Source organism: Pseudomonas sp. S3_G06 (assembly GCF_054667565.1).
In genome coordinates this window covers 2,999,304-3,021,771 of sequence record NZ_CP162738.1, presented here as the reverse complement: position 1 = coordinate 3,021,771, position 22,468 = coordinate 2,999,304, and the positions used below count along the sequence as shown (strand labels likewise).

Sequence of the window (22,468 nt, the reverse complement as noted above, 5' to 3'; positions counted from 1 at the left end):
TATGGGGGCTTTGACGAAAGCTGAGATGGCGGAACGTCTGTATGAAGAGCTGGGCCTGAACAAGCGGGAAGCCAAGGAATTGGTAGAACTGTTTTTCGAGGAAATCAGGCACGCTCTTGAAGACAACGAGCAGGTCAAATTGTCCGGTTTCGGCAATTTCGACCTTCGGGACAAGCGCCAGCGGCCTGGCCGCAACCCGAAAACGGGGGAAGAAATCCCGATCACGGCTCGCCGTGTGGTCACCTTTCGTCCAGGGCAGAAGTTGAAGGCCCGAGTTGAGGCTTATGCTGGAACCAAGTCATAACGACGAACTACCCGTCATCCCGGGCAAACGCTACTTCACCATTGGTGAAGTCAGCGAGCTGTGTGCCGTTAAGCCACACGTGCTGCGCTATTGGGAGCAGGAGTTTCCTCAGCTCAACCCCGTCAAACGCCGCGGGAACCGCCGGTATTATCAGCGCCAGGACGTGCTGATGATCCGGCAGATCCGCGCGCTCCTTTACGATCAGGGTTTCACCATCGGCGGCGCACGTCTGCGTCTGTCCGGCGACGAAGCCAAAGATGACACCACACAGTACAAACAGATGATTCGGCAGATGATTGCCGAATTGGAAGACGTTCTGGTGGTACTCAAGAAATAAAAAGCAGCGTTTGAATACTTCCAGTTTTCAAAAGCTTGCGATATATTCTTGAGCGTTCTTCGAGGTCAAGAACGGAAAGCAACATCAGTCGGGGCGTAGCGCAGTCCGGTAGCGCACTAGCATGGGGTGCTAGGGGTCGAGTGTTCGAATCACTCCGTCCCGACCATATTTTTCAATGAGTTAGGCCAATGTTCACAGCATTGGCCTTTTTCATGTGTGTGAGATTTTCGGGGCTACTCGATCACGCCTGCGACTCGCATCACCAAGTGTTTGGGTTGGTCAGAATGTCCGCTCGTCGAGCAAATAGCACTCTCTGTGCCCCGATCTCCTCTCACTTATTAAGCGCAGCCCCTGCGCCACTGATGGGAGAGAATGATGATCGACGACAACAATGGCCCTGAAGCGCCATATCCGGGACCAAGTGAGCAAAACCCTGACACTGGCGAGGGCCATGATTCCGGCCTGGAGCAAGCTGACTCTGAGCCAAAGCAAGGTACCGACAAACGACCAGAGGACTGGAATCCGCCACCCGGCAACCCTGGCTCTGATCAAGACGCCCAGACCGGTCGCGACAACGGCGGCGCGAAATAGGCGCATTGAATTCATATCGTGTACGAGAGACCCGGCCATCGCGCCGGGTTTTTTATTGCCACCGAATCCGCTATCAACGTAGCCGGGATGTATATGGAGACGGTCATCTGGGTTCCAGGGGCGAAGCCGAGCGGCGCCGGCGCCTGAATGATCGATCCAGACGCCGGCAACAAGCGTGTTTACTCGACTATGCAGATCCAGCGGTGGTTGTATCGGTACGGCGCGCGAGTGAAATGAACATCTGAAACCATCTTCATGCCTCGCTCTTGAAGCGCTTCGGTCAGTTGTACGAGTGTCTCTGCCTGGATAGTCATTGCTGTCACCTCGTCAGATTTACTGCGTTCATAATTCTTGACCGAGGGATCAGGCGGCTAATTCATTTTTTCTACAGCAGTCATTGGCGCCGTGAGCGTGAATGCCGTGTCACTTCATGCCCACTAATCCGCCCCATTCAAGTCCGAATCGTGCCAAGTACTTCCTCAAGCGATCGGCATCATTGGGTTGCGCCTTGGTCTGCCTGGAAACAGCGAACAGCTGTCGACCGGCATCCGACAGGCTGTCCGCCTGCTGGCACACCTCAATGACAGCCTTCAACTGCAAGCGATCGAACAAGTCCATGCTCTCGTCATCTCCTGGCAACTCAGTCGATAGCGCAGAGGGTTGCGCCAAGCTCCATGCATACCGCAATCGATCGATCTCATCATCAACCTGTGCTTCATCGATGCGCCCGCTGTCGGCCAAAGTTGCCATCCGTGTAATCGACGCGGACAGCTCGCGAAAGTTGCCCAGCCAGGCTGCTGCAGGTGAGCTGGCGAAGGCCAGGTAGCGTCGGCGTGCTTCGAGATTGAAGCGCACCCGTTCACCCTGTTCTCGAGCATGGCGTTCCAGTTCGAAGTCGATGTTCGGCTCGATGTCCTCGCGGCGGCCGGCGAGGCCGGGCAGATCGAATGTCCAGAGGTTGATCCGCGCATACAGGTCCTCGCGAAAACGGCCTTCGGCGACCCGGGTGCGCAGGTCGCGGTGAGTGCCAGCGATGATCAGAAAATCACTCTCGACTTCCTTGTCCGAGCCCAGCGGGAAGAAGCGTTTCTCTTCGATTGCTTTCAACAGCATCGCTTGTTCGTCTGTGCCGAGCTCACCGATTTCATCGAGAAACAACATGCCACCATCGGCGGCGCGCAGCAGGCCATCGCGAGAGTTCTGCGCGCCGGTGAAGGCGCCTTTGACGTGGCCGAACAAGGCCGACATCGCGCCGTCGCCACGCAAAGTGGCGCAGTTGACTTCGACAAAGCGTCCCTGCATCTGATGGCGATTGCGTTTGAGTTCGTAGATGCGCCGCGCCAGGAAGGATTTGCCGGCGCCGGTCGGGCCGATCAGCAGCATGGGGGCTTTGGAGCGCAGCGCAACGCGCTCGATCTGTTCAATGGAGCGGTTGAAGGCCGGGTTGCGCGTGGCGATGCCGGACTTGAGGAATTCCAGGCCTTCAAGACGTTTGCTGGCGAAGCGTGAGGCAATCCGATCATAGCGCGACAGATCGAGATCGATCAGTGCATGAGTGCCGCAGGCGGGCTCGTTCTCGCTCTTGCGCTTGGCGGGGGAGGTCTGGATCAGTCGGGCCGGCAGATAGCGCGCCTCGGTGAGCAGGAACCAGCAGATCTGCGCGACGTGGGTGCCGGTGGTGATGTGGACGAGATAATCCTCGTGCTCGGTGTCGAAGTTGTAAGCGGTGGTGAAGTCGTGCAGGGCGCCATAGACCTCCTCGAAATCCCAAGGGTTGCGCAGCGACATTGGATGCAGGCGCACTTCGGTGCTTGGAGAAATCTGCTGAATGTCCGCTCGGACACGCTCGGCGAGGCTGACGTCGCGCGCGTCGAGGCCGTGAATCAATTCAAGCCGATGGATAGGGAGGTCTGTTTGTTGGCACAGGCCTACGCTTGGTCGCCAATAATTCCACCGGCTGGCACCTTTGCCGACACGATCCAGGGTGGCTCCGATAAATCCGATGGCGACCGTGCGTTTGTTGGGCATGCTTATCTCATAAGATAAATGACGATATGCAATGATAATTTTGCTGGTCGGATTTGTCTTCTATAGATTATCGAGACTCAACGCAACAGAGATAAAAGCTATTAAAATCAGAAACATAGAGGGAAAACCATAGCCGCATCCAAAGCTGGCACAGCGGCTGCAATGCTGATGGAAACGAACATAGACACCAAGATATGAAAGACCGAACCTATCAGCTCCTCGAAGTCGCCAACGGCAAACCCATCAAACTCTGGACCGAAGGTGTCCCGGTTGAAAGCGAAGCCCGCGCACAGTTGATGAACACGGCAAAAATGCCGTTCATCTTCAAGCATCTGGCGGTCATGCCCGATGTGCACTTGGGCAAGGGTTCGACAATTGGCAGCGTGATTCCAACGGTCGGCGCGATCATTCCCGCAGCGGTGGGCGTCGACATCGGTTGCGGCATGATCGCTGCGCGTACGTCGCTGACGGCCGCAGATCTGCCAGACAACCTGCATGGATTGCGTACTGCAATCGAACAAGCGGTGCCGCACGGCCGCAGTTCGAATCGTTCGCGGCGAGACAAAGGCGCCTGGGACGAGGTTCCGCAGCAAGCCGATCAGGCCTGGGCGGGGTTGCAGCTGCGCTTCAAACTGATCACCGACAAGTATCCGAAACTGGCCAATACCAACAACCGGGCGCATTTGGGGACGCTCGGTAGTGGTAACCACTTCGTCGAAGTGTGCCTGGATGAAGCCAACCGTGTCTGGTTCATGTTGCATAGTGGTTCGCGCGGCGTCGGCAACGCTATCGGCAACCTGTTCATCCAGATGGCCCAAGCCGATATGCGTCAGCACATTGCCAACCTGCCGGACCGTGACCTGGCCTATTTCGTAGAAGGCAGCCAGCACTTTGATGATTACGTGGAAGCAGTGGGCTGGGCGCAGGACTTCGCCAGACAGAACCGTGAACTGATGATGCGCGCAGTGATTCAGGCCACGCGGCAGTTCATCCACAAGCCTTTCGAGGTCGCGCTCGAAGCGGTCAACTGCCATCACAACTACGTGCAGAAGGAACGGCATTACGGTGAAGACGTGCTGATTACCCGCAAAGGCGCGGTGTCAGCGAAGAAAGGCGAGCTGGGGATTATTCCAGGCTCGATGGGCGCCAAGAGCTTCATCGTTCGCGGTCTGGGCAATGAAGAGTCATTCAGTTCCTGCAGTCATGGCGCCGGGCGCACCATGAGCCGCACGAAGGCGAAGAATACCTTCACCGTCGCCGATCAGATTCGCGCCACCGCCCACGTGGAATGCCGCAAGGACGAAGCGGTGATTGACGAAATTCCGATGGCCTACAAGGACATCGACAAAGTCATGCACGCCCAGCGTGAGCTGGTGGAAGTGCTGCATACCCTGCGTCAAGTGGTGTGCGTCAAAGGATAAGGAACTGCGGCGCAGGAGAGAGCACTTCACCCGTCACTGCGCTGGTTCATCGCGGCTGAGCTGAAGCGCGGATGACCAACATTAATCAGAACTCAGGAAGACCCACGACGGCTAAACGGTACCTCAGAGACACCGTCGGGCTATGCGCGTAAGGATTTGCAATGAAAGAAATAATCGAGCTGGACGGCGCCATCGGCGGCGGCCAAGTGCTGCGCAGCGCTCTGAGCCTGTCGATGGTGACAGGCCGGGCGTTTCGTATTAAACAGATCCGCGCCAGACGCAGCCGTCCGGGATTGCTGCGTCAGCATCTGACAGCCGTGATGGCGGCGGCCGAGGTTTGTGGTGCAAAGATATCTGGTGCGCATCTGGGGGCGCAAGCCCTGAGCTTCGAACCGGGCGAGATTAGCGGAGGCAACTTTCAGTTCGCTATTGGCACGGCGGGCAGTTGCACGCTGGTGCTACAGACGTTGTTGCCAGCCTTGTTGCGGGCGCCGCAGGCCAGCCGAGTGACGATCTCCGGTGGCACCCACAATCCGCTGGCACCGCCGACGGATTTCCTCTCGCGCAGTTGGCTACCGCTGCTGCGACGCATGGGCGGTAATGTCGAGCTGGAGTTGCTGCGTCATGGTTTCGTACCGGCTGGCGGTGGCGAGATTGCCGTGACGGTGCAGCCGTCGCGCCTGACGCGACTGGATGTGTGTGAGCGCGGCGAGGCGATTTCACGGCAGGCTCTGGCGCTGACTGCCGGACTTGCGCCTATCGTCGCTCAGCGGGAACTGAGCCAAGTGGCCAAGCGGTTGAACTGGCTTGCGGAGGCGCTGCAAGCGGTGACGCTTGATCCGGCACGCGGCCCGGGCAATGTGTTATTGCTGGAGTACGTTTTCGAACACGTCACTGAAGTGTTCAGCGCATTTGGCCAAGTGTCGTTACGCGCTGAGAAAGTAGCGGATGTCGCGATCAATCAGGCTGCTGACTGGCTGCGTAGTGGTGCTGCGGTGGCTGAGCATCTGGCCGATCAGTTGCTGTTGCCGATGGCGCTGGCCGGCGGTGGATCGTTCACCACGCCGCGCATGACTGATCATTTGCGCAGCAACATTGAAGTCATCCAGCTGTTTTTGCCCGTCCGTATCGATTGCCAGGAGGAGGGCAGTGATCGCTTGCGGATAGCAGTTTCACAAACTCATTAGTAGCGACCTGCGGTCCCGAAGGCAGTCGCAAAACTTCACTGAGAGCGCCACTAGCCTTCAGCCATTAGCACATCCGACCTAATTGCCCCTGTTCCGGCTCGACCTTAAAGTCCTGTCGCTTGGCAGCTGACTGTCAAATTTTTCCGGTACAAAATCAAAAAGGTCGATCTGCAATGAACTCATCAAGGACTATTCCGGTTCTCGCTTTAATCGCAACACTGGTCCTCGCGGTCACTGGATGCCAGACCGTAAAGCCGGGGGAGAGTGATCTCAAGAATCGCGCACAGACCACCATCGGCAAACCCGTGATCAAGGTTTCCAACATCCGCAGTGACTTCAATACAACTTTCTATACCGCTCAAACCGAAAGCGGTGAGTATACGTGCGAGCTGCCGAGCGGCCCGATGGTAGCTCTGGGTTCCATGGGCATGGGACTGGGCGCTCAGTGCACCAAGCAATGAAGAACTAGTCTCTTCGCCGCTAAAAAAAGGCCAATGTCGATGACATTGGCCTTTTCTCTTTAACGAATACTCGGCGCAGATCAGTTGGTTTTCGAGTTCAACTTGCGCAGTTCTTCATAGGTTGCCGATTGCACGAACCAGAAGCCGGAGACGATGCACCAGCCCAGGGTGCCGCCTACGAACATACCGAGACCCGAGAGAAAGCTCTGGCTCATCATGAAGAGGGAAACGATCAGGATGACCGCCAGTGCGATGTAGAGAACGATGTTGTTGACGCCGATGACGAAATCTTTCATTTGCATTCCTTGGATGTATTTTCCTCTGGCCGCCCTCTATGGCGGCCAGTGCGCGCATCATATTGATATCACCCAGTGTTGCGCTAGATTCGGCGTCGGATTTTCGTTACTAAAAGCGAATCCACTCTTACTGAGCGGGTTTTTTATTCAGGTCTTTGGAATCGCTCGACGTCGCCGCATCCTTCTCTGTCTCATGCGGCTCTGATCCCGCGTTGGCGCCCGAGGACTCTTCGCCTTTCTTGTTCGCCTTCTCGTCATGGTCGCGAGAGCTTTCTGCATGATTGACGCCGGGCAGGGCGGTGGCAGGGGTGGCGGCGCCCGCCGTGGATTCGGCTGCCGAAACGTGAATCGGGCCGATCAGGCACAAGCTGAAAAACGACAGGGCGAAAATTTTCTTGTTCATCACGTGGGCCTTCTGCGCGGTGGGATGTACAGCGTTGGATAGGCCTGTCTGGCAAAGGTGCGCGGTACTGGACGAGCGGCGAATTTCACCCTGATGAGAAAAATCCTGAGAGCAGGCAAATTGCTGGCCCCTAGAGACATTTCGCCCCGGCAAAATCGCCTTTTTTCAAAAGGTTAGGTTGGCTATATGCGGACGATTGTCATCACCGTTGCGACGCTTTCCCTGGCTTTGATCGCCTCGGGAGTGCAGGCAAAAGAGTTAAGCAAGGGCCATCGCTTTGCCTGCACCTGGGGCTCGGACATTGCTGCCGGTGCGCAGCAATCAAAGCTGTCCGGAGTCTCGCTGTATGGCGCGCGCAAGCAATTGCAGGTTCGCCGGTTCCAGCAGCCCTGGATGCGTATGACCGCGATGGGAATTATCGAGCAGACCTATAACAGCAGTTCGAAGCTCAAACCGGCAGCGGTCAAGCAGACCTATTACGAACAGTGCGTACGCCACGAGTTGGCACGGCGATAAGCCAAGAAGCCCAACCTGACTGGTTGGGCTTTTTGTGTTTTTTGAACGGTGGCGAAATATTCAGTCGACAATCACGCGTTCGTTGTCGTCGTCACTCAAACATATGGTCAACTGCTGGCCATCTTTGTTGAACGCACAATGCGGCAGTGACATCTGCCTGGCGACATAAATGGGCACGCCAATAAATACTGTCGATATGAGAATCGCCGTGGCCGATCTCCCGATCATCGCCCAACGCGAGGGCGCGCGTTGCTTCTTCAGTCTGGAACGCAAAAACAGGCCGAGCCCCAATAACAACGCACCGATCAGCATCGCGGTGCCGATTTCGTGAGGGCTGATGCTGTAGATGCGCTGTTCCGCATCGTCGGGATAGTTGATCTGCCACCACATGCCTATGGCCAAAGGCATAAGGCCCGCGAGTATGCAGGCATGAATTGCTCCCGGTATGCGCACCAGCATGGCCAACAACAAAGCTACAGTGGCCGCGACCCAGCCACTGGCGAACAGCTGGCCGCCCATTCCACCTATGAAGGTACCGCCAACGTCGATCGGGGTGAGGAGATTCCAGTCATAGAAAGCGATGTGCAGCAGCAGTGAGAGAACAGCAAGCCAGCAAATCGGGTAGTAAATCCATTGGGCATTGGGGCGGGTTAACACACTCAGTCCTTTTTGTGGTGTCGGAAGGGGCGCCAGTATGCCAGTACGTCGGTCAGGAGTCGCTAGAGCCTTTGACCACCGCCGGCCCGGCAACCTTCGGCAACGGTTTGCTCTGCATCAACGCATCCAGTGCCTTGCGATACCCCTGACCGCCAAGCGCCATGCTGTTGTTGTGCGTTGCTCCGGGCACCAGCAACAGGCGCTTGGGCTGCTCTGCGGCATTGAATAGCTGCTCGCTGAAGCGCGGCGGCACGAAGGCATCAGCCAGGCCATGCACCACCAGCAGTGGCATGTGAATGTCGGCGATCTTGTCGATGGAATCGAATTTCTGCGACAGGAGCCAACGCACAGGAAGCGAGGTGTTGGCCACGGCGGCAGCTACGTCGGCGAGGGAAGTGAAGGTTGATTCGATGACCAGACCACGTACCGGCAGAGGTGTGTGGTTGCGCGCCGCGTTCTGTCCCAGTTCGGCCGCCAGATCAACCGCCACCGCGCCACCGAGAGAGTGGCCATAGATCAGGCGCTTGTTCGGGTCCGGTTGCAGCAGTTGGAAGCGCTCCCAGGCCACGCGGGCATCTTCATAAACGCTGCTTTCGGATGGTAGATCACCCTTGCTTTGGCCGAACCCTCGATAATCGATGGCCAGCACCGAATAGCCCGCCGCGCGTAGTTGCTCTATGCGGAACAACTGTCCGGTGAGGTTCCAGCGCACGCCATGCAAGTAAAGGATTGCCGGGGCATTGGCACGTTCCGCCGGCCACCACCAGGCATGGATGTTCTGCCCCGCCTTGAAACTCTTCGGTTGCAGATCGAGTTCCTGAACGCTGCCGGGCAGTCCGCGATACCAGCCGGCAGTGCCCGGCTCAATGCGAAAAAGCAGTTTGCGCTCGGTGTGTTCCAGCACCGCACAACTCGTCGGCACGCCAATGATCAGCGCGGCCATCATGGCGAATGCCAGGCGGCGGCGTCGCAGACGAGTCAGCAAGGACAGGAACATTAATCGTTTCACCACGGCGCAGACAAAGAACGCTTTTTACCAGATGCCTCGGTCTGCGCGTGATTATTTTCGACCACCGTGCATGTGCAACGATTACAAGATGCTGCAATCACTCACGCCACTTGTAGAACGATCTTGCCGATATGATCGCCGCCCTCCATGCGGGCATGGGCCTGAGCCGCGTCAGCCAGCGGGTGAACCTTGTCGATGATCGGCAGGCAGCGCCCGGCGCTGAGGGCAGGCCAAACGTGTTCTTGCAGTTGATCGGCGATGGCGGCTTTCTCCGCAGCGGTACGCGCGCGTAGCAGCGAACCGGTGACCACCGCGCGTTTGCCGAGGATCGCCAGCAGATCTACGCCGTTAGCGCGGGCGCCACCGAGAAAGCCGAGCATCACCAGTCGGCCATCCATTGCCAGTGCGCTGATGTTGCCGTTCAGATACGAGCCACCCATGATGTCGAGAATCACGTTCACGCCTTGATTTGCGGTCTTCTCGGCAATGACCTTGGCAAAATCTTCTTCCCGATAGTTGATCGGCTGCCCGCCAAGTTTACTGATTGCGGCGCATTTTTCAGGACTGCCGGCGGTGGCGAACGCTTCGATACCGAATTCACGGCAGAGCATCAGCGCGGTGCTGCCGATACCGCTGGTGCCGCCGTGAATCAGCACGCGCTGGCCGGCCTTGGCACCGCCGAGGCCGAACAGGTTGGCCCAGACGGTGAAAAAGGTTTCTGGAACTGCGGCGGCCTGGACCCAATCGACTCCATCCGGCACAGGCAAAGTCTGGCCGGCCGGAACCGCGCAATACTCGGCGTAGCCGCCGCCATTGGTCAGTGCACAGACCCGATCGCCGACCGCGAAACGCGTTACTCCGGCGCCAACCGCGACCACTTCGCCAGCCACTTCCAGACCGGGGATCGGGTCCATGCCGGGTTTCATCGGGTACTTGCCGGCGCGCTGCAAGGCATCCGGGCGATTGATGCCGGCAGCGTGAACGCGGATAAGCACTTGGCCTTCGCCAACGGTTGGCAGAGGCACACGCTTGGCTTGCAATACTTCAGGGCCGCCGGGTTCGGTGATTTCAATACGGGTCATTTCGTTGGGCAGTGACATTGTCGATTCCTGTGAAAAAGGTCGTGTAGATGGGAGCGCTGGCGGCGCGCAATGATTCCCTTCAGTTCGCCGCGCAACGGGTTTCAGTTGTAGAGGGCAGCCAGCGCATGGCTTGCTCCAGCAGTAGAGCGACGACGATCGCGCCAGCGGCGATCACAAAAAGCAGCGTGTGCTGGCCGCCCGAGGCATTGAACAATGCCGAATAGGCAAACCCGGCCAGCGCCTGAAAGGTTGCGAATGACACAGTGGCACGGCTCCAGGCGATCTGCTGACGGTGATGCGACGGCACCAGTTCATGCACCCGGGCCAAGGCCAGCGGCACGATGCCTGGCGGGAACGAGCCGAGAATCACCGCCAGTAAAGCCAGCGCCAAAAACGAATGTGTGACGGCCAATAAACCGAGGGCAATGGCTTGCACTACCAACACCAGTCGAATACCAGTACGGGCGCCAAGCTGGTCGGCCAGAAAACCGTACGTCACCGGCCCGACAATCGCCCCCAAGCCATACATGACCCAGACCATCGCGCCGATATGCGCCCCGGCACCCAATCCACGCGCTACGTAATCCACCAGAAACACCATGGCAGGCACCAGCCCGGCGGCCATGAACGCGTATTGAGCGAATAACAGGTAAACGCCCGACGGTGTTGGCTCATCAGTCGACGTTGCGTGCGCAGCCACGGCATGCGTGGTATCCGCAGGCCAGCCGAACCAGCTCACCGCGGTCAGCAACAACGCCAGCGCGCCCAGCCCGAGCCATGTTGCCTGCAAGCCAAGAGTCAGCAGCGGCGGCACGATGGTTCCGGAACCGGCAATCCCCAGGCCGATGCCCAGGAAGATTGCGCCGCTGGCCAAGCCTCTGCGTGAAGCCGGAACATGAGGCAGCACGGTTGCCGCGACCAACACCATGATCGCGCCACCAGCAATCCCGGACAGCAAACGCCAGCCGAAGAACCAGCTCACCGACAGCGGATAAGCGCAGGCAAAAAATGCCGCCGTGACTGCCAGCATCATCAGGCGCAAGGCGTTGCGGTTGCCTAGTCGATGGGCCATGGGCCGACCGAGAAGGGCGCCGATCAAATAGCCGACCAGATTGGCCGCGCCGAGATAGACGACATCGTTTGCCGAAAACCACTGCGCCTGAATCAGCGAAGGGATCAATGGCGTGTAAGCGAAACGCGCCAGACCAATGCTGACCAGACTGGCGCAAAGTCCGGCGAAGATCGGCAGCCAGATGCCGGAAGAGTTTGCAGTACGCATGATAGCGATCTCACAAGATGTGTATGGCGCTCAGCTTATCGGCTATCGTTGCTGCGCATACGCAGCGATTAAGCGGCACGGTGATGCAAAAATGCTCCAAAGAGGATCAGTATGAATTGGGATGATGCGCGAGTGTTTCTAGCGGTCTGTCGCGAGTCGACACTGCGTGGGGCGGCGCGGGTGCTGGGTGTCGATCAGGCCACCGTAGGGCGGCGCATCACCGCTCTGGAGAAGTCCTTGAGCGCGACGCTGTTCCTGCGAACCTCCGACGGTTATGCGCTGACTGCCGTTGGTGAAGCGGCACGTAAAAGTGTGGAAAAAATGGAGCATTCGGCGCTGGAACTGGAGCGGCACATCCATGGGCTGGATGACCGTCTGACCGGTAACGTACGGGTCAGCACCACCGACTCGATGGCCATTGACTTCATCATTCCGGCGATGGCGCGCCTGCATGATCAGCATCCGGACGTGCAGATCCAGCTGGATGCGTCGACGCAAATCCTCAGTCTGGCCAAGCGCGAGGCCGATATCGCGGTGCGCAATACCCGGCCGGATAACCCCGATCTCATCGCTCGACGGATCGCCCGTTGGCCTGTAGGACTTTTCGCAGCACAGGCCTATGTCGATCGCCATGGAGAACCACAGCCCGGCAGCGCTTTCGAGGGCCATGATCTGGTGGTCTATCAGCCGTACTTACAGAGCAAAAAAGACCTCACGCTGGTCTCTGAACCGTTGACCCGCGGACGCATCGTCACCACGCTCAGCTCCAGCCTTCTGGTGCGCCGCTCGATTGCCGCTGGCCTCGGGGTAGGCGAGATACCTGTTTACATGGGCGAACGCGACGGCCTCGTCAGACTTTGGCCGGAGCGGACCCGGCCGCTGCCGTATGAAGTGTGGCTGGTCACCCACGCCGACCTGCGTCACACCGCGCGGGTACGGGCGGTCATCGAGCAGATCGTTGAGGCTTTTGCGCTGGAAAACGAATAAGTGGTTCAGGGTTTTGCCGAGGCTACAACTGCTGACGAAACAGCCTACGTCCGAGACAGAATGGGCCGGCTTGTTGTAGTCCGTGATGAGTTCTATTGTCACTGCAGCTCGATGCAGACCTCAGTGACGCATCGAAACGAAGAGCCAGGGAAGGCCGCGTAGCCGCAGAAAGGTGTCGAATTGAAAATCAGGGAAGTGAATCAATATGCAGTCACGGACAGATCGGAGGCGGGGCGGGACAGGCAAATCATGAGCAGCATAAGTCGCGAAGAATTCGATGCCAGGATAGAAACCATCGAGACGAGGATGGATGGCCGCGTGGCAGAAATGCGCGCCGACATTCGCGGGTTCCTGGCTGCTCAGGCGGAACGGGACAAGGTCTATCTTGACCGGGACAAGGCCCTGCAGGAGCGGGACAAGCGTTATGACGTTATGTGGATGGGCGTGCAGAAAATTGCCGACGAATCGCGGGAAGCGATCAGGCAGGCATCGACGGTAAAGGCCAATTACTGGGCGGCCACCACTGTGCATTTTCTCGGCGTGGCTTCCTTGCTGGTTGGCGCACATTTCGCCAATCAGGCGGCGGTGTTGACCACGATCCAAACCACGCTGGCAGCGATTCAGATTGGCAAAGAGGTATCGTCACCCAAACCGGTCGTACAACCCTCAACAGTGCCGCCGCAATAAAAAACGGCCTTCATCGGAAGGCCGTTCTGCATCGCGCCAGATCATGGCATTTCTGGCAACTCTTGAGGCCGCAAGTCGAACACCAGCACCTCGGCATCGACACCGTTGCTCAAATTGAGCAGCTGTTCTTCACGAACCCGCACGCCGTCGCCTTCCTGCAAGGCTTGGCCATTGAGTTCGACGCTGCCACGCGCAACGTGGACGTAGGCGTAACGATTGGCCGGCAATTTCAGCGTGGCACTCTCGTCGCCGTCGAATAATCCAGCATAGACCCGCGCATCCTGACGGACTTTCAGAGAACCGTTGCTACCGTCCGGCGAGATGATCAGTTGCAGGCGACCACGTTTTTTCTGCGCGCTGAAGTGTTCCTGTTGATAGCGCGGCTTGGCGCCACTGACATCCGGCACGATCCAGATTTGCAGAAAGTGCACGGGCTTGGTGGCCGAGTGGTTGAACTCACTGTGCGCCACGCCGCTGCCGGCACTCATCAATTGCACGTCCCCGGGGCGGATCACCGAGCCAGTGCCGAGGGTGTCCTTGTGTTCCAGCGCGCCTTCGAGCACATAGGAAAAGATCTCCATGTCGCGGTGCGGGTGCTGGCCGAAGCCTTTGCCGGCGGCGACCCGGTCATCGTTGATCACCAGCAGATCGGAGAAACCCTGTTCACGCGGGTTGCGGTAGCTGGCGAAAGAAAAAGTGTGAAACGACTTCAACCAGCCGTGATTGGCGAGGCCGCGATCGGAGGCTTTGCGAAGAGTCAGCATGATGAAATCTCCTGGCTGGACGTGAATTCGTCCGAGTGAGGAGAAGGTTACTGGTTACCTTGGGAGGCAATAAGTAGATGGAAATTGAAAGACTGTCCGGCTCAGGTTGACAGTTTTGCGTTATGGTTCACGCATTCGAACACGCTCATGACGACACAGTGGGCCATAATGCCCCGGCTGTAGCGTGCGTATTGACCCTTGAATATGTGTGATGCCTCCCATGAAAACCGTGGCAATGGTGCTGTTCCCCGACTTTCTGATGCTCGACATGGCCGGGCCGCTGGAAGTGTTTTCAGTCGCCAACCGTTATCTGAAACCTGATTTGCACTATCAACTGACGACACTAGGGACGGAGCGCGGCTTGCTCAAGGCTTCCAATGGTGTACAGGTTCAGGCTGATCTGCACATCGACGAGGCGGCCGAGCGCTATGACCTGTTATTGGTGCCCGGCGGCCCCGGCGCCTATAACCAGAGATTTCCCGAGCTGTTTGGCTGGCTGAAGAAAGCCGTGCCGCGCGCGGAGCGTTACGGTTCGATTTGTACCGGCGCATTCATCCTCGGCCATGCCTGCCTCCTTGATGGTTATCGCGTCACCACGCACTGGAACTACACCGAGCGCCTGATCAAGGCTTTCCCGAAAACCACGGTGACCACCGACCAGATCTACGTTGAGGATCGCAATCTCATCACTTCGGGGGGCGTGACCGCTGGCATCGATCTGGCGCTGGCGGTGGTGGCCAGGGATCACGGCAAGAAAATCGCCCAGGACGTCGCCAAGGTGTTGTTGGTGGTCATGAAGCGTCAGGGTGGGCAAGCGCAGTTCAGCCCGTTGATGGCGGCCGTCTCACCGCAAGAAACGCCCATCACCCGCGTACAGAATTACGTCCTTGAACATCTGGATGAAGCGTTCACCGTCGAGCGCATGGCCGGATTGGCCAATATGAGCGCACGGCACTTTGCTCGCCTGTTCGCCCGTGACGTCAACATGACTCCCATGGAGTTTCTGCAGAATGCCCGCATTGACTGCGCGCGAAACCTGTTGGAAACCGGCGATCTGCCGCTCAAGACCATCGCCTACAAAAGCGGCTTCGGAAGTGTCCGGCACATGCGCTCGTTGTTCGCCGAAAAGCTCGGTCTTACGCCGTTACAATACCGCGAACAGTTCAGCTAGAGCGGTTCTGTCCGTCAGACGCAGCCGGATGTCCGTGCTGCGTCAGCTCCGGCGGTTGTATCGTCACGCAACAGTGCCAAGATGTTTGGCATGAATAATCACAACGACACAAGCCAAGGTTCGGTGCTGCGTTTTGGCCCCTACGCCTTTCATGTGCGCCAACGTCTGGTCCTTGCAGGGGAGCAGCCGCTACGCATGGGCGGGCGCGCCATGGACATTCTGCAGGTGCTGCTCGAACACGCGGGCGAGGTAGTCAGCAAAGAGCAGTTGATTGCTCGTGTGTGGCCGACATCGATCGTCGAAGAGATCAACCTGCGGGTGCACATCGCAGCGTTGCGCCGCGCACTGGGTGACGGCACCAACGGTCAGCGTTTCATCATTCACGTGGCGCAGTGCGGCTACAGCTTTGTCGCCCCGGTGGAGCAGGGCACCAGTGATGCGCTGACCATGCCCGCTGCCGCGCTCATGCCATTGCACAATCTTCCGGCACGACTGACGCCAGTCAGTGGGCGCGACGCCCTGATCGGTAGTCTGGTTCGACAAATGCCTGTATGTCGCTTGATGACCATTACCGGTGCGCCGGGTGTTGGCAAAACCACTGTGGCACTGCGCGTGGCGGAATTGCTGCTGCAATACTTTCGCGATGGCGCCTGGTGGGTCGACCTTGCCAGGCTCGAAGATGACAAGCTCTTGCTCGACCACCTGTTGCACGCCCTGAAGACAGACTTTTTCACACTGACGGGCCGGCACGCCTTGTTGGTGCTGGATAACTGCGATCACCAGCGCGACAGTTGCGCGGTTCTGGTAGAGACCCTGTTGCATGCTGCGCCTCGCCTGTCGATTCTGGTCACCGGCCGCGAAGCCTTGCACATTCCACAGGAAACCGTTCATTACGTGCCGCTGCTGGCGATTCCCAAGCGCTCGACATTGAACACCGTCGAAGAAGCCATGGGTCATCCGGCGGTGCAGTTGTTCGTCAATCGCGCGCGAGCGCGGCAGCAGGGCTTCAGTTTGCGCCAACAGGATTTGCCGGGTGTGCGCGAAATCTGCCGCCAACTGGACGGTCTGCCGCTGGCGATCGAGCTCGCCGCTGCGCAGATCGACGCGCTGGGCTTGATCGGTTTACAGGCACAGGTTGAAAACGGTCTGCAGTTGCTTGGCCAAGGACGGCGCACCGCGGAGCCGCGCCATCAGTCGATGGCCGCTGCGATCGATTGGAGCTTCCAGTACCTGACGGAAATGGAACAGCGTGTGCTGCTGCGGCTGTCGGTGTTCAGCACGGGCTTTACCCTGGAGGCGGCACTGAGCGTGATCAGCAGCGTGGATCTGGCGGGATCCAGGCTGACCGAAATTATCGAAGGGTTGGCGCGCAAGTCACTGCTCATTCAAGAACCCAACCGGGCAACGGCACGCTATTGGATGCTCAACACCGTGCGCCGCTATGCCCGTGATCGCTTTGAGCGCAGCGACGACAGGCTCGAACTGCAACAGCGTCATGCGCGCTATCTCAGCCGCACGCGCAATGCGTCAGGCCGGACACTGCTCGCGCAGGCTGTCGAGTAGCAGGCGGACCTTGCGCAAGTCCGGGGTGGCGTAGCCTTCGGTGAAGCGCCGGTAGAGGGGGCTGAGCAAATCCCATGCTTCGCGATGGCGGGACTGGCGTTGCCATAACTGAGCAAGGTCCGTGGCGCTGCGCAGTTCCCAGGCCAACGCGCCTTGGCTTCTGGCGATGATCAGCGCTTGTTGCAGGATTTGTTCGGCTTCTCGAGTTTCAGCGGTGTCTGAGCAGGCCGATTCGCGAGCAGGCTCGCTCCCACAGGATGAACCCTTCAACAATGCCGCCGCCCGCGCCCGCAATATCTCCGCTGCACTCCATCCCGCATCGCCATTGCGCGCGCGCTCCACCAGTGCCTCATCGACAAAACGCTCATCCAGCGTAACCATCACTTCCCGAATCAGACCGCTGCTCTGTGCTGGTACGGGCACGGCATTATCCGGATCGATCACCTGCGCATACTGCCGCCCCCAGTTATTGAACAGCAGAACCGAATGCTTCTGCGACTGCTCCAGCAACAATTGCAGGAGCGCGCGGGCGTTGGCGGCGTCACCGTTGTAATGGGCGATCAGACAACTGGCCAGCGCCAGCGTGTAGCAGATCGATGTGCCATGGTCGATCTGCACGGCAATATCCAGCGCCTGCCGTGCCGCGCGCCATGCCTGTTCTGGCAGCCCCTGCAACCACAGCACCCGGGCCAGTACCGTCAGCGAAGCGACGCTCTGGTCGTACTGCACGCCAAAACCATGGGTGAAACGATTGAGATGGCCGCTGTGGGCCATGCGTTGCAGCACCTGCTCGGCATGTACGCGGGCCTGCGGTTGGTCGCCGGCATAATGCAGGGCCAGCACGCGCAAGCGATGCGTGCTCAGAGACAGCAATGGCTCGCCGTGCACGCCGATGCGATCGAATTGCTCACTTTGGGCCAGCGCCATGCGGTAATGCCCGCAACTCAGATTGACCGCCATATGCCCCGATATTGCACGCAATTGCCCGGCCAGATCGCCATGTTTTTCGGCCAATTGGCAGGCGTCGACGAAGGCCTGGATGGTTTGTGGCGTGCCGCCCCAGGTGTGATAGCTGGCGCTGCCGAGCGCCAGTTTCAAGGCGATTTGCAGGCTAGGGCAGGGCGGCAGGAGCGAGCCTGCTGGCGAAGCGTCCAGCAGACTCAGTGCCCGGCGCACGTAGCGGCTGTAATCGCGCAGCAACGACAGCTCCTGCCACAACGGTGCCGACGCGGCTGCCAGCTGCACGCCCAGCTCATCTGGTCCCGGCCCGTCGAGGCTCCAGTCCAGCGCCGCGCGCAAATCCTCCAGCCCCCTGGCATAGCGCTCCATCCACAATACAGTCGGAGTATTGTCCCAATCCGCCTGCGCCTGCTGCATCAGTGTCAGGCAGCGCTCGGCGTGGCGTTGGCGGGTTGCGCTGAGCTCGTTGGCCTGTTCGAGTTTTTCCAGTGCGTAGTGGCGCGTGGTGTCGAGCAACCGGTAGAAAACATCTTCGTCACCCACTTCGACGCTCAGCAGGGATTTGGCCACCAGTTGCGTGACAGCGGTGAACACCGCGCCGGGATCGATCTGTTGGCCGATGACCACCGCTGCCGCCGAGGCGAGCGTGAAGCTGCCGCGGAAAATCCCCAGTCGCCGCAGACAGGTTTGTTCGCAGGCGTTGAGCAGGTTGAAGCTCCAGTCCATCGTTGCGCGCAGGGTCAGGTGGCGCTCGGCGCTGCTGTGGTGTCCGGCCGACAATGGCGGCAACCCCTCGCGCAATTGCTTGAGCAATCCGTCCATGCCCAATTCGCTGACCTGCGCGGCGGCCAGTTCCAGCGCCAGCGGAATGCCGTCCAGGCGCTGGCAGATTTCGATCGCCTGCGGTAGCTCGGCGCGACTCAGTTGAAAGCTTTCCCGCGCCGCGGTCGCGCGCTCGACAAACAGTTGCAGCGCAGCAAAGCCCAGCGCCTGAGCCGGCTCCATCGGCGTCGACATGGACGGGCATTCGAGCGATTCCAGACGCTGCACGAATTCGCCCTCCGCGCGCAGGCTCTCGCGGCTGGTGGCGAGGATATGCACCTTTGGCGCCCCCCGCAGAATCTGCTCGCTGAGCGACGCGACCGCATCGATCAAGTGCTCGCAGTTGTCGATCACCAACAACATTTGCCGGTCACGCAGGCCATCGACCAGACACGCCTGCGCATCACCTTCCGGTGCGGACAGATCGAGCAATGTCGCCAGGTGCGAGCCGATCAGCGCGGGATCGGCGATGGGCGCCAAGTCCACCAGGCGAATGCCGTCGCGATACCGGTCGAGCAATTGTTCGGCGACGCGCAGGGCGACGGTGGTCTTGCCGATGCCGCCGGGACCGACCAGAGTGATGCAGCGTCGGCGCGGCAGTTGCGCGATCAGGTGATCGATCACGGGCTGGCGCCCAATCATTCGCGTACGGCGCAGCGGCAGGTTGTGTCTGGCGACGGGCATCGCCGGTTTTTGTTCGATGCTGTCGAGCACGATCGGTGCGACAAAACTGTAGCCGCGCTGCGCCACGGTGACGATGTAGCGCTGACCGTTCTGTCCGTCGCCCAGCGCCTTACGCAGCGCCGCCATGTGCACGCGCAGGTTGATGTCTTCGACGACGCTGTCTGGCCAGACCCCGGCCATCAATTGCTGTTTGCTCACCACTTCACCGGCGTGGGCCAGCAAAATCAGGAGGATGTCCATCGCCCGCCGTCCCAGGCGCAAAGGCTGTTGGCCTTCAAGTAGCAATCGTTGCCCGGGATGAATCCGATAGGGGCCAAAGGCAATGGCCTGATTCGGGGAGAAACTCAACAGCGCGCTCCTGCGGTGATGCGGCGGACAGGGCGAATCAGTCCCTGGCGCATGCGCAGGCCTTCTGATCCGGGGTGTCCGGGCATAATCCTCAGGTTTGAGCATCAGTGCAACGGGTGGCGTAACGGCAGCAGTCAAAACACCGCAGGCTGCGCTGCGTTGTTTTTCGGCTTGCCCATGGCTCGACAGCGCCAGGCGAAGGGATTGATGCCCTCGCTGCGGGTGAACATGTGGCAGAAGTGCGCCTGATCGCAGAAGCCGCATTCCAGGCTGATTTGCGTCAGGCTGAGGTCGGTGTGCTGGATCAGCAACTTGGCCCGGGCCAGGCGCTGGGCGCGGATCCAGTCCTGTGGCGACAGGCCGGTGCTGCACTTGAATGCGCGGGAGAAATGACTGCGTGACAGTGAGCAGGCGCGGGCCAGTTCAGCCACTTCGAGACTTTCGCCCAAGCGATCGAGGATCAACTGTTTGATCTGGCGTTCGCGCTGCGGACTGAGTCCGCCAGTCGTGTTCTTCCGCGGTTCGCAGGCAGGGGCGAGGGCGACGGTTTGCTGTAGATAAGCCATGGCCAAGGTCCGTGTCGGTGGGGAATACACGGTCGGCGCATTCCCTCAGGTCAAAAAAGCAACGCTGCGCAGAGGGCTTCATTGTTGGGCGAGGGCGTGAGGCTGACGAGTTAATCGTTGTTAATTTCCTCGCTCAGGCTGGAACTCAGCACATCCTTGCAAGTCAGCGCCCGGCGCTTTGCGCGACGATGTCGACAAAGCACGGCCGCCGTTGGCCAGGTTCAAAGGGGAATGCAATGAAAGGCTTGGTGAAAGCAGCAACGACCCTGGCGGTCATGCTGGCAATGTCCGGCGCGATGGCGCAGGCACCGCAGGTGGGCACTCAGGCGCCGGGTTATTTCCGCTTGGCGGTGGGCGATTACGAAGTCACCGCGTTGTTCGACGGTTACAACGATTTGTCGCCGAAGTTGTTGCAGGGCATGAGCCAGAGTCAGATTCGCGCGCTGCTCGCACGCCGTTCGATTGAAACCCCGGGCGTGCAGACGGCGTTCAATGCCTTTCTGGTCAACACTGGCAAACAACTGATTTTGGTCGACACGGGCGCAGGACAGTGCATCGGCGCCACCGCAGGCCAACTCTCGGCCAACATGCAGGCCGCCGGTTACAAGCCTGAACAGGTCGACACGATTCTGCTGACGCACCTGCATCTCGATCACGTCTGTGGTCTGGTCGATGCAGAGAAGAAACCGCTGTTCACCAATGCCACCGTCTATGCGGCCAAGGCCGAGGCCGATTACTGGCTTGATCCGGCAGCACTGGCCAAGGCTCCGGCCGGCGCCAAAGAGTTTTTCAAGATAGCCCAGGACTCTACGACGCCCTATGTTGCCGCTGGCCGCTTCAAGACGTTCGCCGCCGGGCAGTCGCCATTGCCGGGACTGGTCGAAGCAACCCTCGAAGCCGGGCATACGCCGGGCAGCACCACGTACCGCTTCACCTCGCAGCAACAGAGCATCGTGTTCATGGGCGATCTGGTGCACAACCTCGCGGTGCAGTTCTTGCACCCGGAAGTCTCGATCGGTTTCGACGTCAACAGTCAGCAAGCGATCGCCAGTCGGCAGGCAGTGTTCAATGCTGCAGCAGCGAGCAAGAGCTGGGTAACGGCAGCGCATCTGCCGTTCCCGGGCATCGGCCACATCGCCGCCGAGGGCAAACATTTCCAGTGGGTGCCGGTGGAGTACGGCCCTTACAAACGCGCGGCGAAAGTGCCGTTGATCGAGTAAAGTGCCCAGCGCCAGTGGCAAAAAGCGTCTGACACCGATAAGGAAACCACGCCCATGAACCGTAACGATCTGCGCCGCGTCGACATGAACCTGCTGGTGATTTTCGAAGCGTTGATGTTCGAAAAGAACCTGACCCGCGTTGCCGAAAAACTGTTCATGGGCCAGCCAGCGGTCAGTGCTGCGCTGGGGCGCTTGCGTGATCTGTTCGACGATCCGTTGCTGCTGCGCAACGGTCGCGGTATGGAGCCGACGGCGCGGGCGCTGGCGATCCTCAAGGAGCTGCAACCGGCGATGGACGTGATTTCCGGCGCAGTCAGCCGCGCCAAGGAATTCGAACCGGCGAGCAGTTGCGATGTGTTTCGCATCGGACTGTCGGACGACGCCGAGTTCGGTCTGTTTCCGCCGCTGTTGCGCCAGCTTCAGCAGGAGGCGCCGGGGATAGTCGTGGTGGTGCGCCGGGCTAATTACTTGTTGATGCCGGCGTTGTTGGCTTCGGGGGAAATCTCCGTGGGCGTCAGCTACACCACCGATCTGCCGGCCAATGCCAAGCGTAAAAAACTGCGCGACATTCCCTGCAAAGTCCTGCGCGGCGACGACCGTCCGGGGCCACTGACGCTGGACGAATATTGCGCGCGTCCGCATGCGATGGTGTCGTTCTCCGGTGACCTGAGCGGCAATATCGATCTGGATCTGGCCAAGATCGGCCGCTGCCGCCGAGTCGTCCTCGGTGTGCCGCAGTTCAGCGGCTTGCGCGCCTTGCTCGCCGGTACCGAGATGATCGCCACGGTGCCGGATTACGCCGCCTGTGCCTTGGTCGAAGGCTGCGCCCTGCGTGCCGAAGACCCGCCATTCCCGATCGATGCCGCGCAATTGTCGATGGCCTGGAGCGGGGTGCACGACAACGACCCGGCAGAGAAATGGCTGCGCTCGCGGATCAGCCAGTTCATGGCGGCGCCGCTGGATATTCCGGCGCTTTAACCGATCTCGATTACACAAGCAGTTCTCCTGTGGGAGCGAGCCTGCTCGCGAATACGGTGTGTCAGTTAGTGTGGATGTGACTGGCCTGACGCCTTCGCGAGCAGGCTCACTCCCACATTGTTTTGTGGCTGGCGGCAGAACATCAAA

Annotated in this window: 22 protein-coding genes and 1 tRNA gene; 13 read left to right on the top strand and 10 right to left on the bottom strand. The window is 59.4% G+C overall.

Annotation, left to right across the window (positions count from 1 at the left end):
* The first annotated feature begins 1 nt into the window (after position 1).
* From ihfA to AB4N47_RS13535, 3 genes are all read left to right on the top strand, one after another.
* Entirely contained in the window at positions 2-304 is a 303-nt protein-coding gene (gene ihfA, locus AB4N47_RS13545) for an integration host factor subunit alpha (RefSeq protein ID WP_002553164.1), read from the top strand.
* Positions 285-641, top strand: a complete 357-nt coding sequence (locus AB4N47_RS13540) for a MerR family transcriptional regulator (protein ID WP_003179985.1) — start codon at positions 285-287, stop codon at positions 639-641. The genes ihfA and AB4N47_RS13540 overlap by 20 nt, the downstream gene beginning before the upstream one ends.
* Positions 642-730: 89 nt before the next feature.
* A tRNA-Pro gene (locus tag AB4N47_RS13535) sits at positions 731-807 on the top strand.
* An 848-nt stretch (positions 808-1,655) separates the two neighbouring features.
* Here the strand turns inward: AB4N47_RS13535 and rtcR are convergent.
* A complete protein-coding gene (gene rtcR, locus AB4N47_RS13530; protein ID WP_460154250.1) occupies positions 1,656-3,260 on the bottom strand; it encodes an RNA repair transcriptional activator RtcR in 1,605 nt (534 codons plus the stop codon).
* Positions 3,261-3,454: 194 nt separating this feature from the next.
* Between rtcR and AB4N47_RS13525 the strand changes: the two genes are divergently transcribed.
* The 3 genes from AB4N47_RS13525 to AB4N47_RS13515 all read left to right on the top strand — a co-directional run bounded on the left by AB4N47_RS13525 (position 3,455) and on the right by AB4N47_RS13515 (position 6,329).
* The gene (locus AB4N47_RS13525) at positions 3,455-4,681 is read left to right on the top strand and encodes an RtcB family protein (RefSeq protein WP_341637920.1); all 1,227 of its coding nucleotides are present in this window, start codon (positions 3,455-3,457) and stop codon (positions 4,679-4,681) included.
* A gap of 161 nt (positions 4,682-4,842) precedes the next feature.
* Positions 4,843-5,868, top strand: a complete 1,026-nt coding sequence (gene rtcA, locus AB4N47_RS13520) for an RNA 3'-terminal phosphate cyclase (protein ID WP_341637919.1) — start codon at positions 4,843-4,845, stop codon at positions 5,866-5,868.
* Positions 5,869-6,041: 173 nt separating this feature from the next.
* A complete protein-coding gene (locus tag AB4N47_RS13515) occupies positions 6,042-6,329 on the top strand; it encodes a hypothetical protein (protein ID WP_130902651.1) in 288 nt (95 codons plus the stop codon).
* Positions 6,330-6,409: 80 nt separating this feature from the next.
* Here AB4N47_RS13515 and AB4N47_RS13510 read toward each other — a convergent pair whose 3' ends face one another.
* Together AB4N47_RS13510 and AB4N47_RS13505 are read right to left on the bottom strand one after the other, a co-directional pair.
* Positions 6,410-6,625: a hypothetical protein gene (locus tag AB4N47_RS13510; RefSeq protein ID WP_016774063.1), complete on the bottom strand. Its 216-nt coding sequence runs from the start codon at positions 6,623-6,625 to the stop codon at positions 6,410-6,412.
* Between the two features lie 127 nt (positions 6,626-6,752).
* A complete protein-coding gene (locus AB4N47_RS13505; RefSeq protein WP_341637918.1) occupies positions 6,753-7,028 on the bottom strand; it encodes a hypothetical protein in 276 nt (91 codons plus the stop codon).
* A 186-nt stretch (positions 7,029-7,214) separates the two neighbouring features.
* Between AB4N47_RS13505 and AB4N47_RS13500 the strand changes: the two genes are divergently transcribed.
* A complete protein-coding gene (locus AB4N47_RS13500) occupies positions 7,215-7,544 on the top strand; it encodes a hypothetical protein (RefSeq protein WP_341637917.1) in 330 nt (109 codons plus the stop codon).
* A gap of 60 nt (positions 7,545-7,604) precedes the next feature.
* Here the strand turns inward: AB4N47_RS13500 and AB4N47_RS13495 are convergent, their stop codons facing one another.
* The 4 genes from AB4N47_RS13495 to AB4N47_RS13480 all read right to left on the bottom strand — a co-directional run bounded on the left by AB4N47_RS13495 (position 7,605) and on the right by AB4N47_RS13480 (position 11,571).
* The gene (locus AB4N47_RS13495; RefSeq protein WP_341637916.1) at positions 7,605-8,201 is read right to left on the bottom strand and encodes a hypothetical protein; all 597 of its coding nucleotides are present in this window, start codon (positions 8,199-8,201) and stop codon (positions 7,605-7,607) included.
* 52 nt (positions 8,202-8,253) lie between these two features.
* A complete protein-coding gene (locus AB4N47_RS13490; protein WP_341637915.1) occupies positions 8,254-9,198 on the bottom strand; it encodes an alpha/beta hydrolase in 945 nt (314 codons plus the stop codon).
* Between the two features lie 113 nt (positions 9,199-9,311).
* Positions 9,312-10,310, bottom strand: a complete 999-nt coding sequence (locus AB4N47_RS13485; RefSeq protein ID WP_341637914.1) for an NAD(P)H-quinone oxidoreductase — start codon at positions 10,308-10,310, stop codon at positions 9,312-9,314.
* A gap of 61 nt (positions 10,311-10,371) precedes the next feature.
* Positions 10,372-11,571 (bottom strand): YbfB/YjiJ family MFS transporter, encoded by a 1,200-nt coding sequence (locus tag AB4N47_RS13480; RefSeq protein WP_341637913.1) that lies wholly within the window; start codon positions 11,569-11,571, stop codon positions 10,372-10,374.
* 111 nt (positions 11,572-11,682) lie between these two features.
* Between AB4N47_RS13480 and AB4N47_RS13475 the strand changes: the two genes are divergently transcribed.
* Both AB4N47_RS13475 and AB4N47_RS13470 read left to right on the top strand, forming a co-directional pair.
* A complete protein-coding gene (locus tag AB4N47_RS13475) occupies positions 11,683-12,558 on the top strand; it encodes a LysR family transcriptional regulator (RefSeq protein ID WP_341637912.1) in 876 nt (291 codons plus the stop codon).
* Positions 12,559-12,807: 249 nt separating this feature from the next.
* Positions 12,808-13,245 (top strand): hypothetical protein, encoded by a 438-nt coding sequence (locus AB4N47_RS13470; RefSeq protein ID WP_460154249.1) that lies wholly within the window; start codon positions 12,808-12,810, stop codon positions 13,243-13,245.
* A gap of 41 nt (positions 13,246-13,286) precedes the next feature.
* Here the strand turns inward: AB4N47_RS13470 and AB4N47_RS13465 are convergent, their stop codons facing one another.
* Positions 13,287-14,009 (bottom strand): pirin family protein, encoded by a 723-nt coding sequence (locus AB4N47_RS13465; protein WP_341637910.1) that lies wholly within the window; start codon positions 14,007-14,009, stop codon positions 13,287-13,289.
* Positions 14,010-14,229: 220 nt separating this feature from the next.
* Here AB4N47_RS13465 and AB4N47_RS13460 point away from each other — a divergent pair, with 220 nt between their 5' ends.
* Both AB4N47_RS13460 and AB4N47_RS13455 read left to right on the top strand, forming a co-directional pair.
* Positions 14,230-15,180: a GlxA family transcriptional regulator gene (locus AB4N47_RS13460; protein WP_341638024.1), complete on the top strand. Its 951-nt coding sequence runs from the start codon at positions 14,230-14,232 to the stop codon at positions 15,178-15,180.
* Between the two features lie 90 nt (positions 15,181-15,270).
* A complete protein-coding gene (locus AB4N47_RS13455) occupies positions 15,271-16,743 on the top strand; it encodes an ATP-binding protein (protein ID WP_460154248.1) in 1,473 nt (490 codons plus the stop codon).
* Here the strand turns inward: AB4N47_RS13455 and AB4N47_RS13450 are convergent.
* Both AB4N47_RS13450 and AB4N47_RS13445 read right to left on the bottom strand, forming a co-directional pair.
* Positions 16,708-19,557, bottom strand: coding sequence for an ATP-binding protein (locus tag AB4N47_RS13450; protein WP_341637908.1), 2,850 nt, complete (start codon positions 19,555-19,557; stop codon positions 16,708-16,710). The two genes, AB4N47_RS13455 and AB4N47_RS13450, sit on opposite strands and share 36 nt — an antisense overlap.
* Before the next feature lie 134 nt (positions 19,558-19,691).
* Positions 19,692-20,123: an AraC family transcriptional regulator gene (locus AB4N47_RS13445; protein ID WP_341637907.1), complete on the bottom strand. Its 432-nt coding sequence runs from the start codon at positions 20,121-20,123 to the stop codon at positions 19,692-19,694.
* A 236-nt stretch (positions 20,124-20,359) separates the two neighbouring features.
* Here AB4N47_RS13445 and AB4N47_RS13440 point away from each other — a divergent pair, with 236 nt between their 5' ends.
* On the top strand, positions 20,360-21,343 hold the full coding sequence (locus AB4N47_RS13440) for an MBL fold metallo-hydrolase (protein ID WP_341637906.1): 984 nt from the start codon (positions 20,360-20,362) through the stop codon (positions 21,341-21,343).
* A gap of 54 nt (positions 21,344-21,397) precedes the next feature.
* Positions 21,398-22,321 carry a LysR family transcriptional regulator gene (locus AB4N47_RS13435; RefSeq protein WP_122506416.1) on the top strand — a complete coding sequence of 308 codons (924 nt, stop codon included), beginning with the start codon at positions 21,398-21,400 and terminating at the stop codon, positions 22,319-22,321.
* The last annotated feature ends 147 nt before the right edge of the window (positions 22,322-22,468 follow it).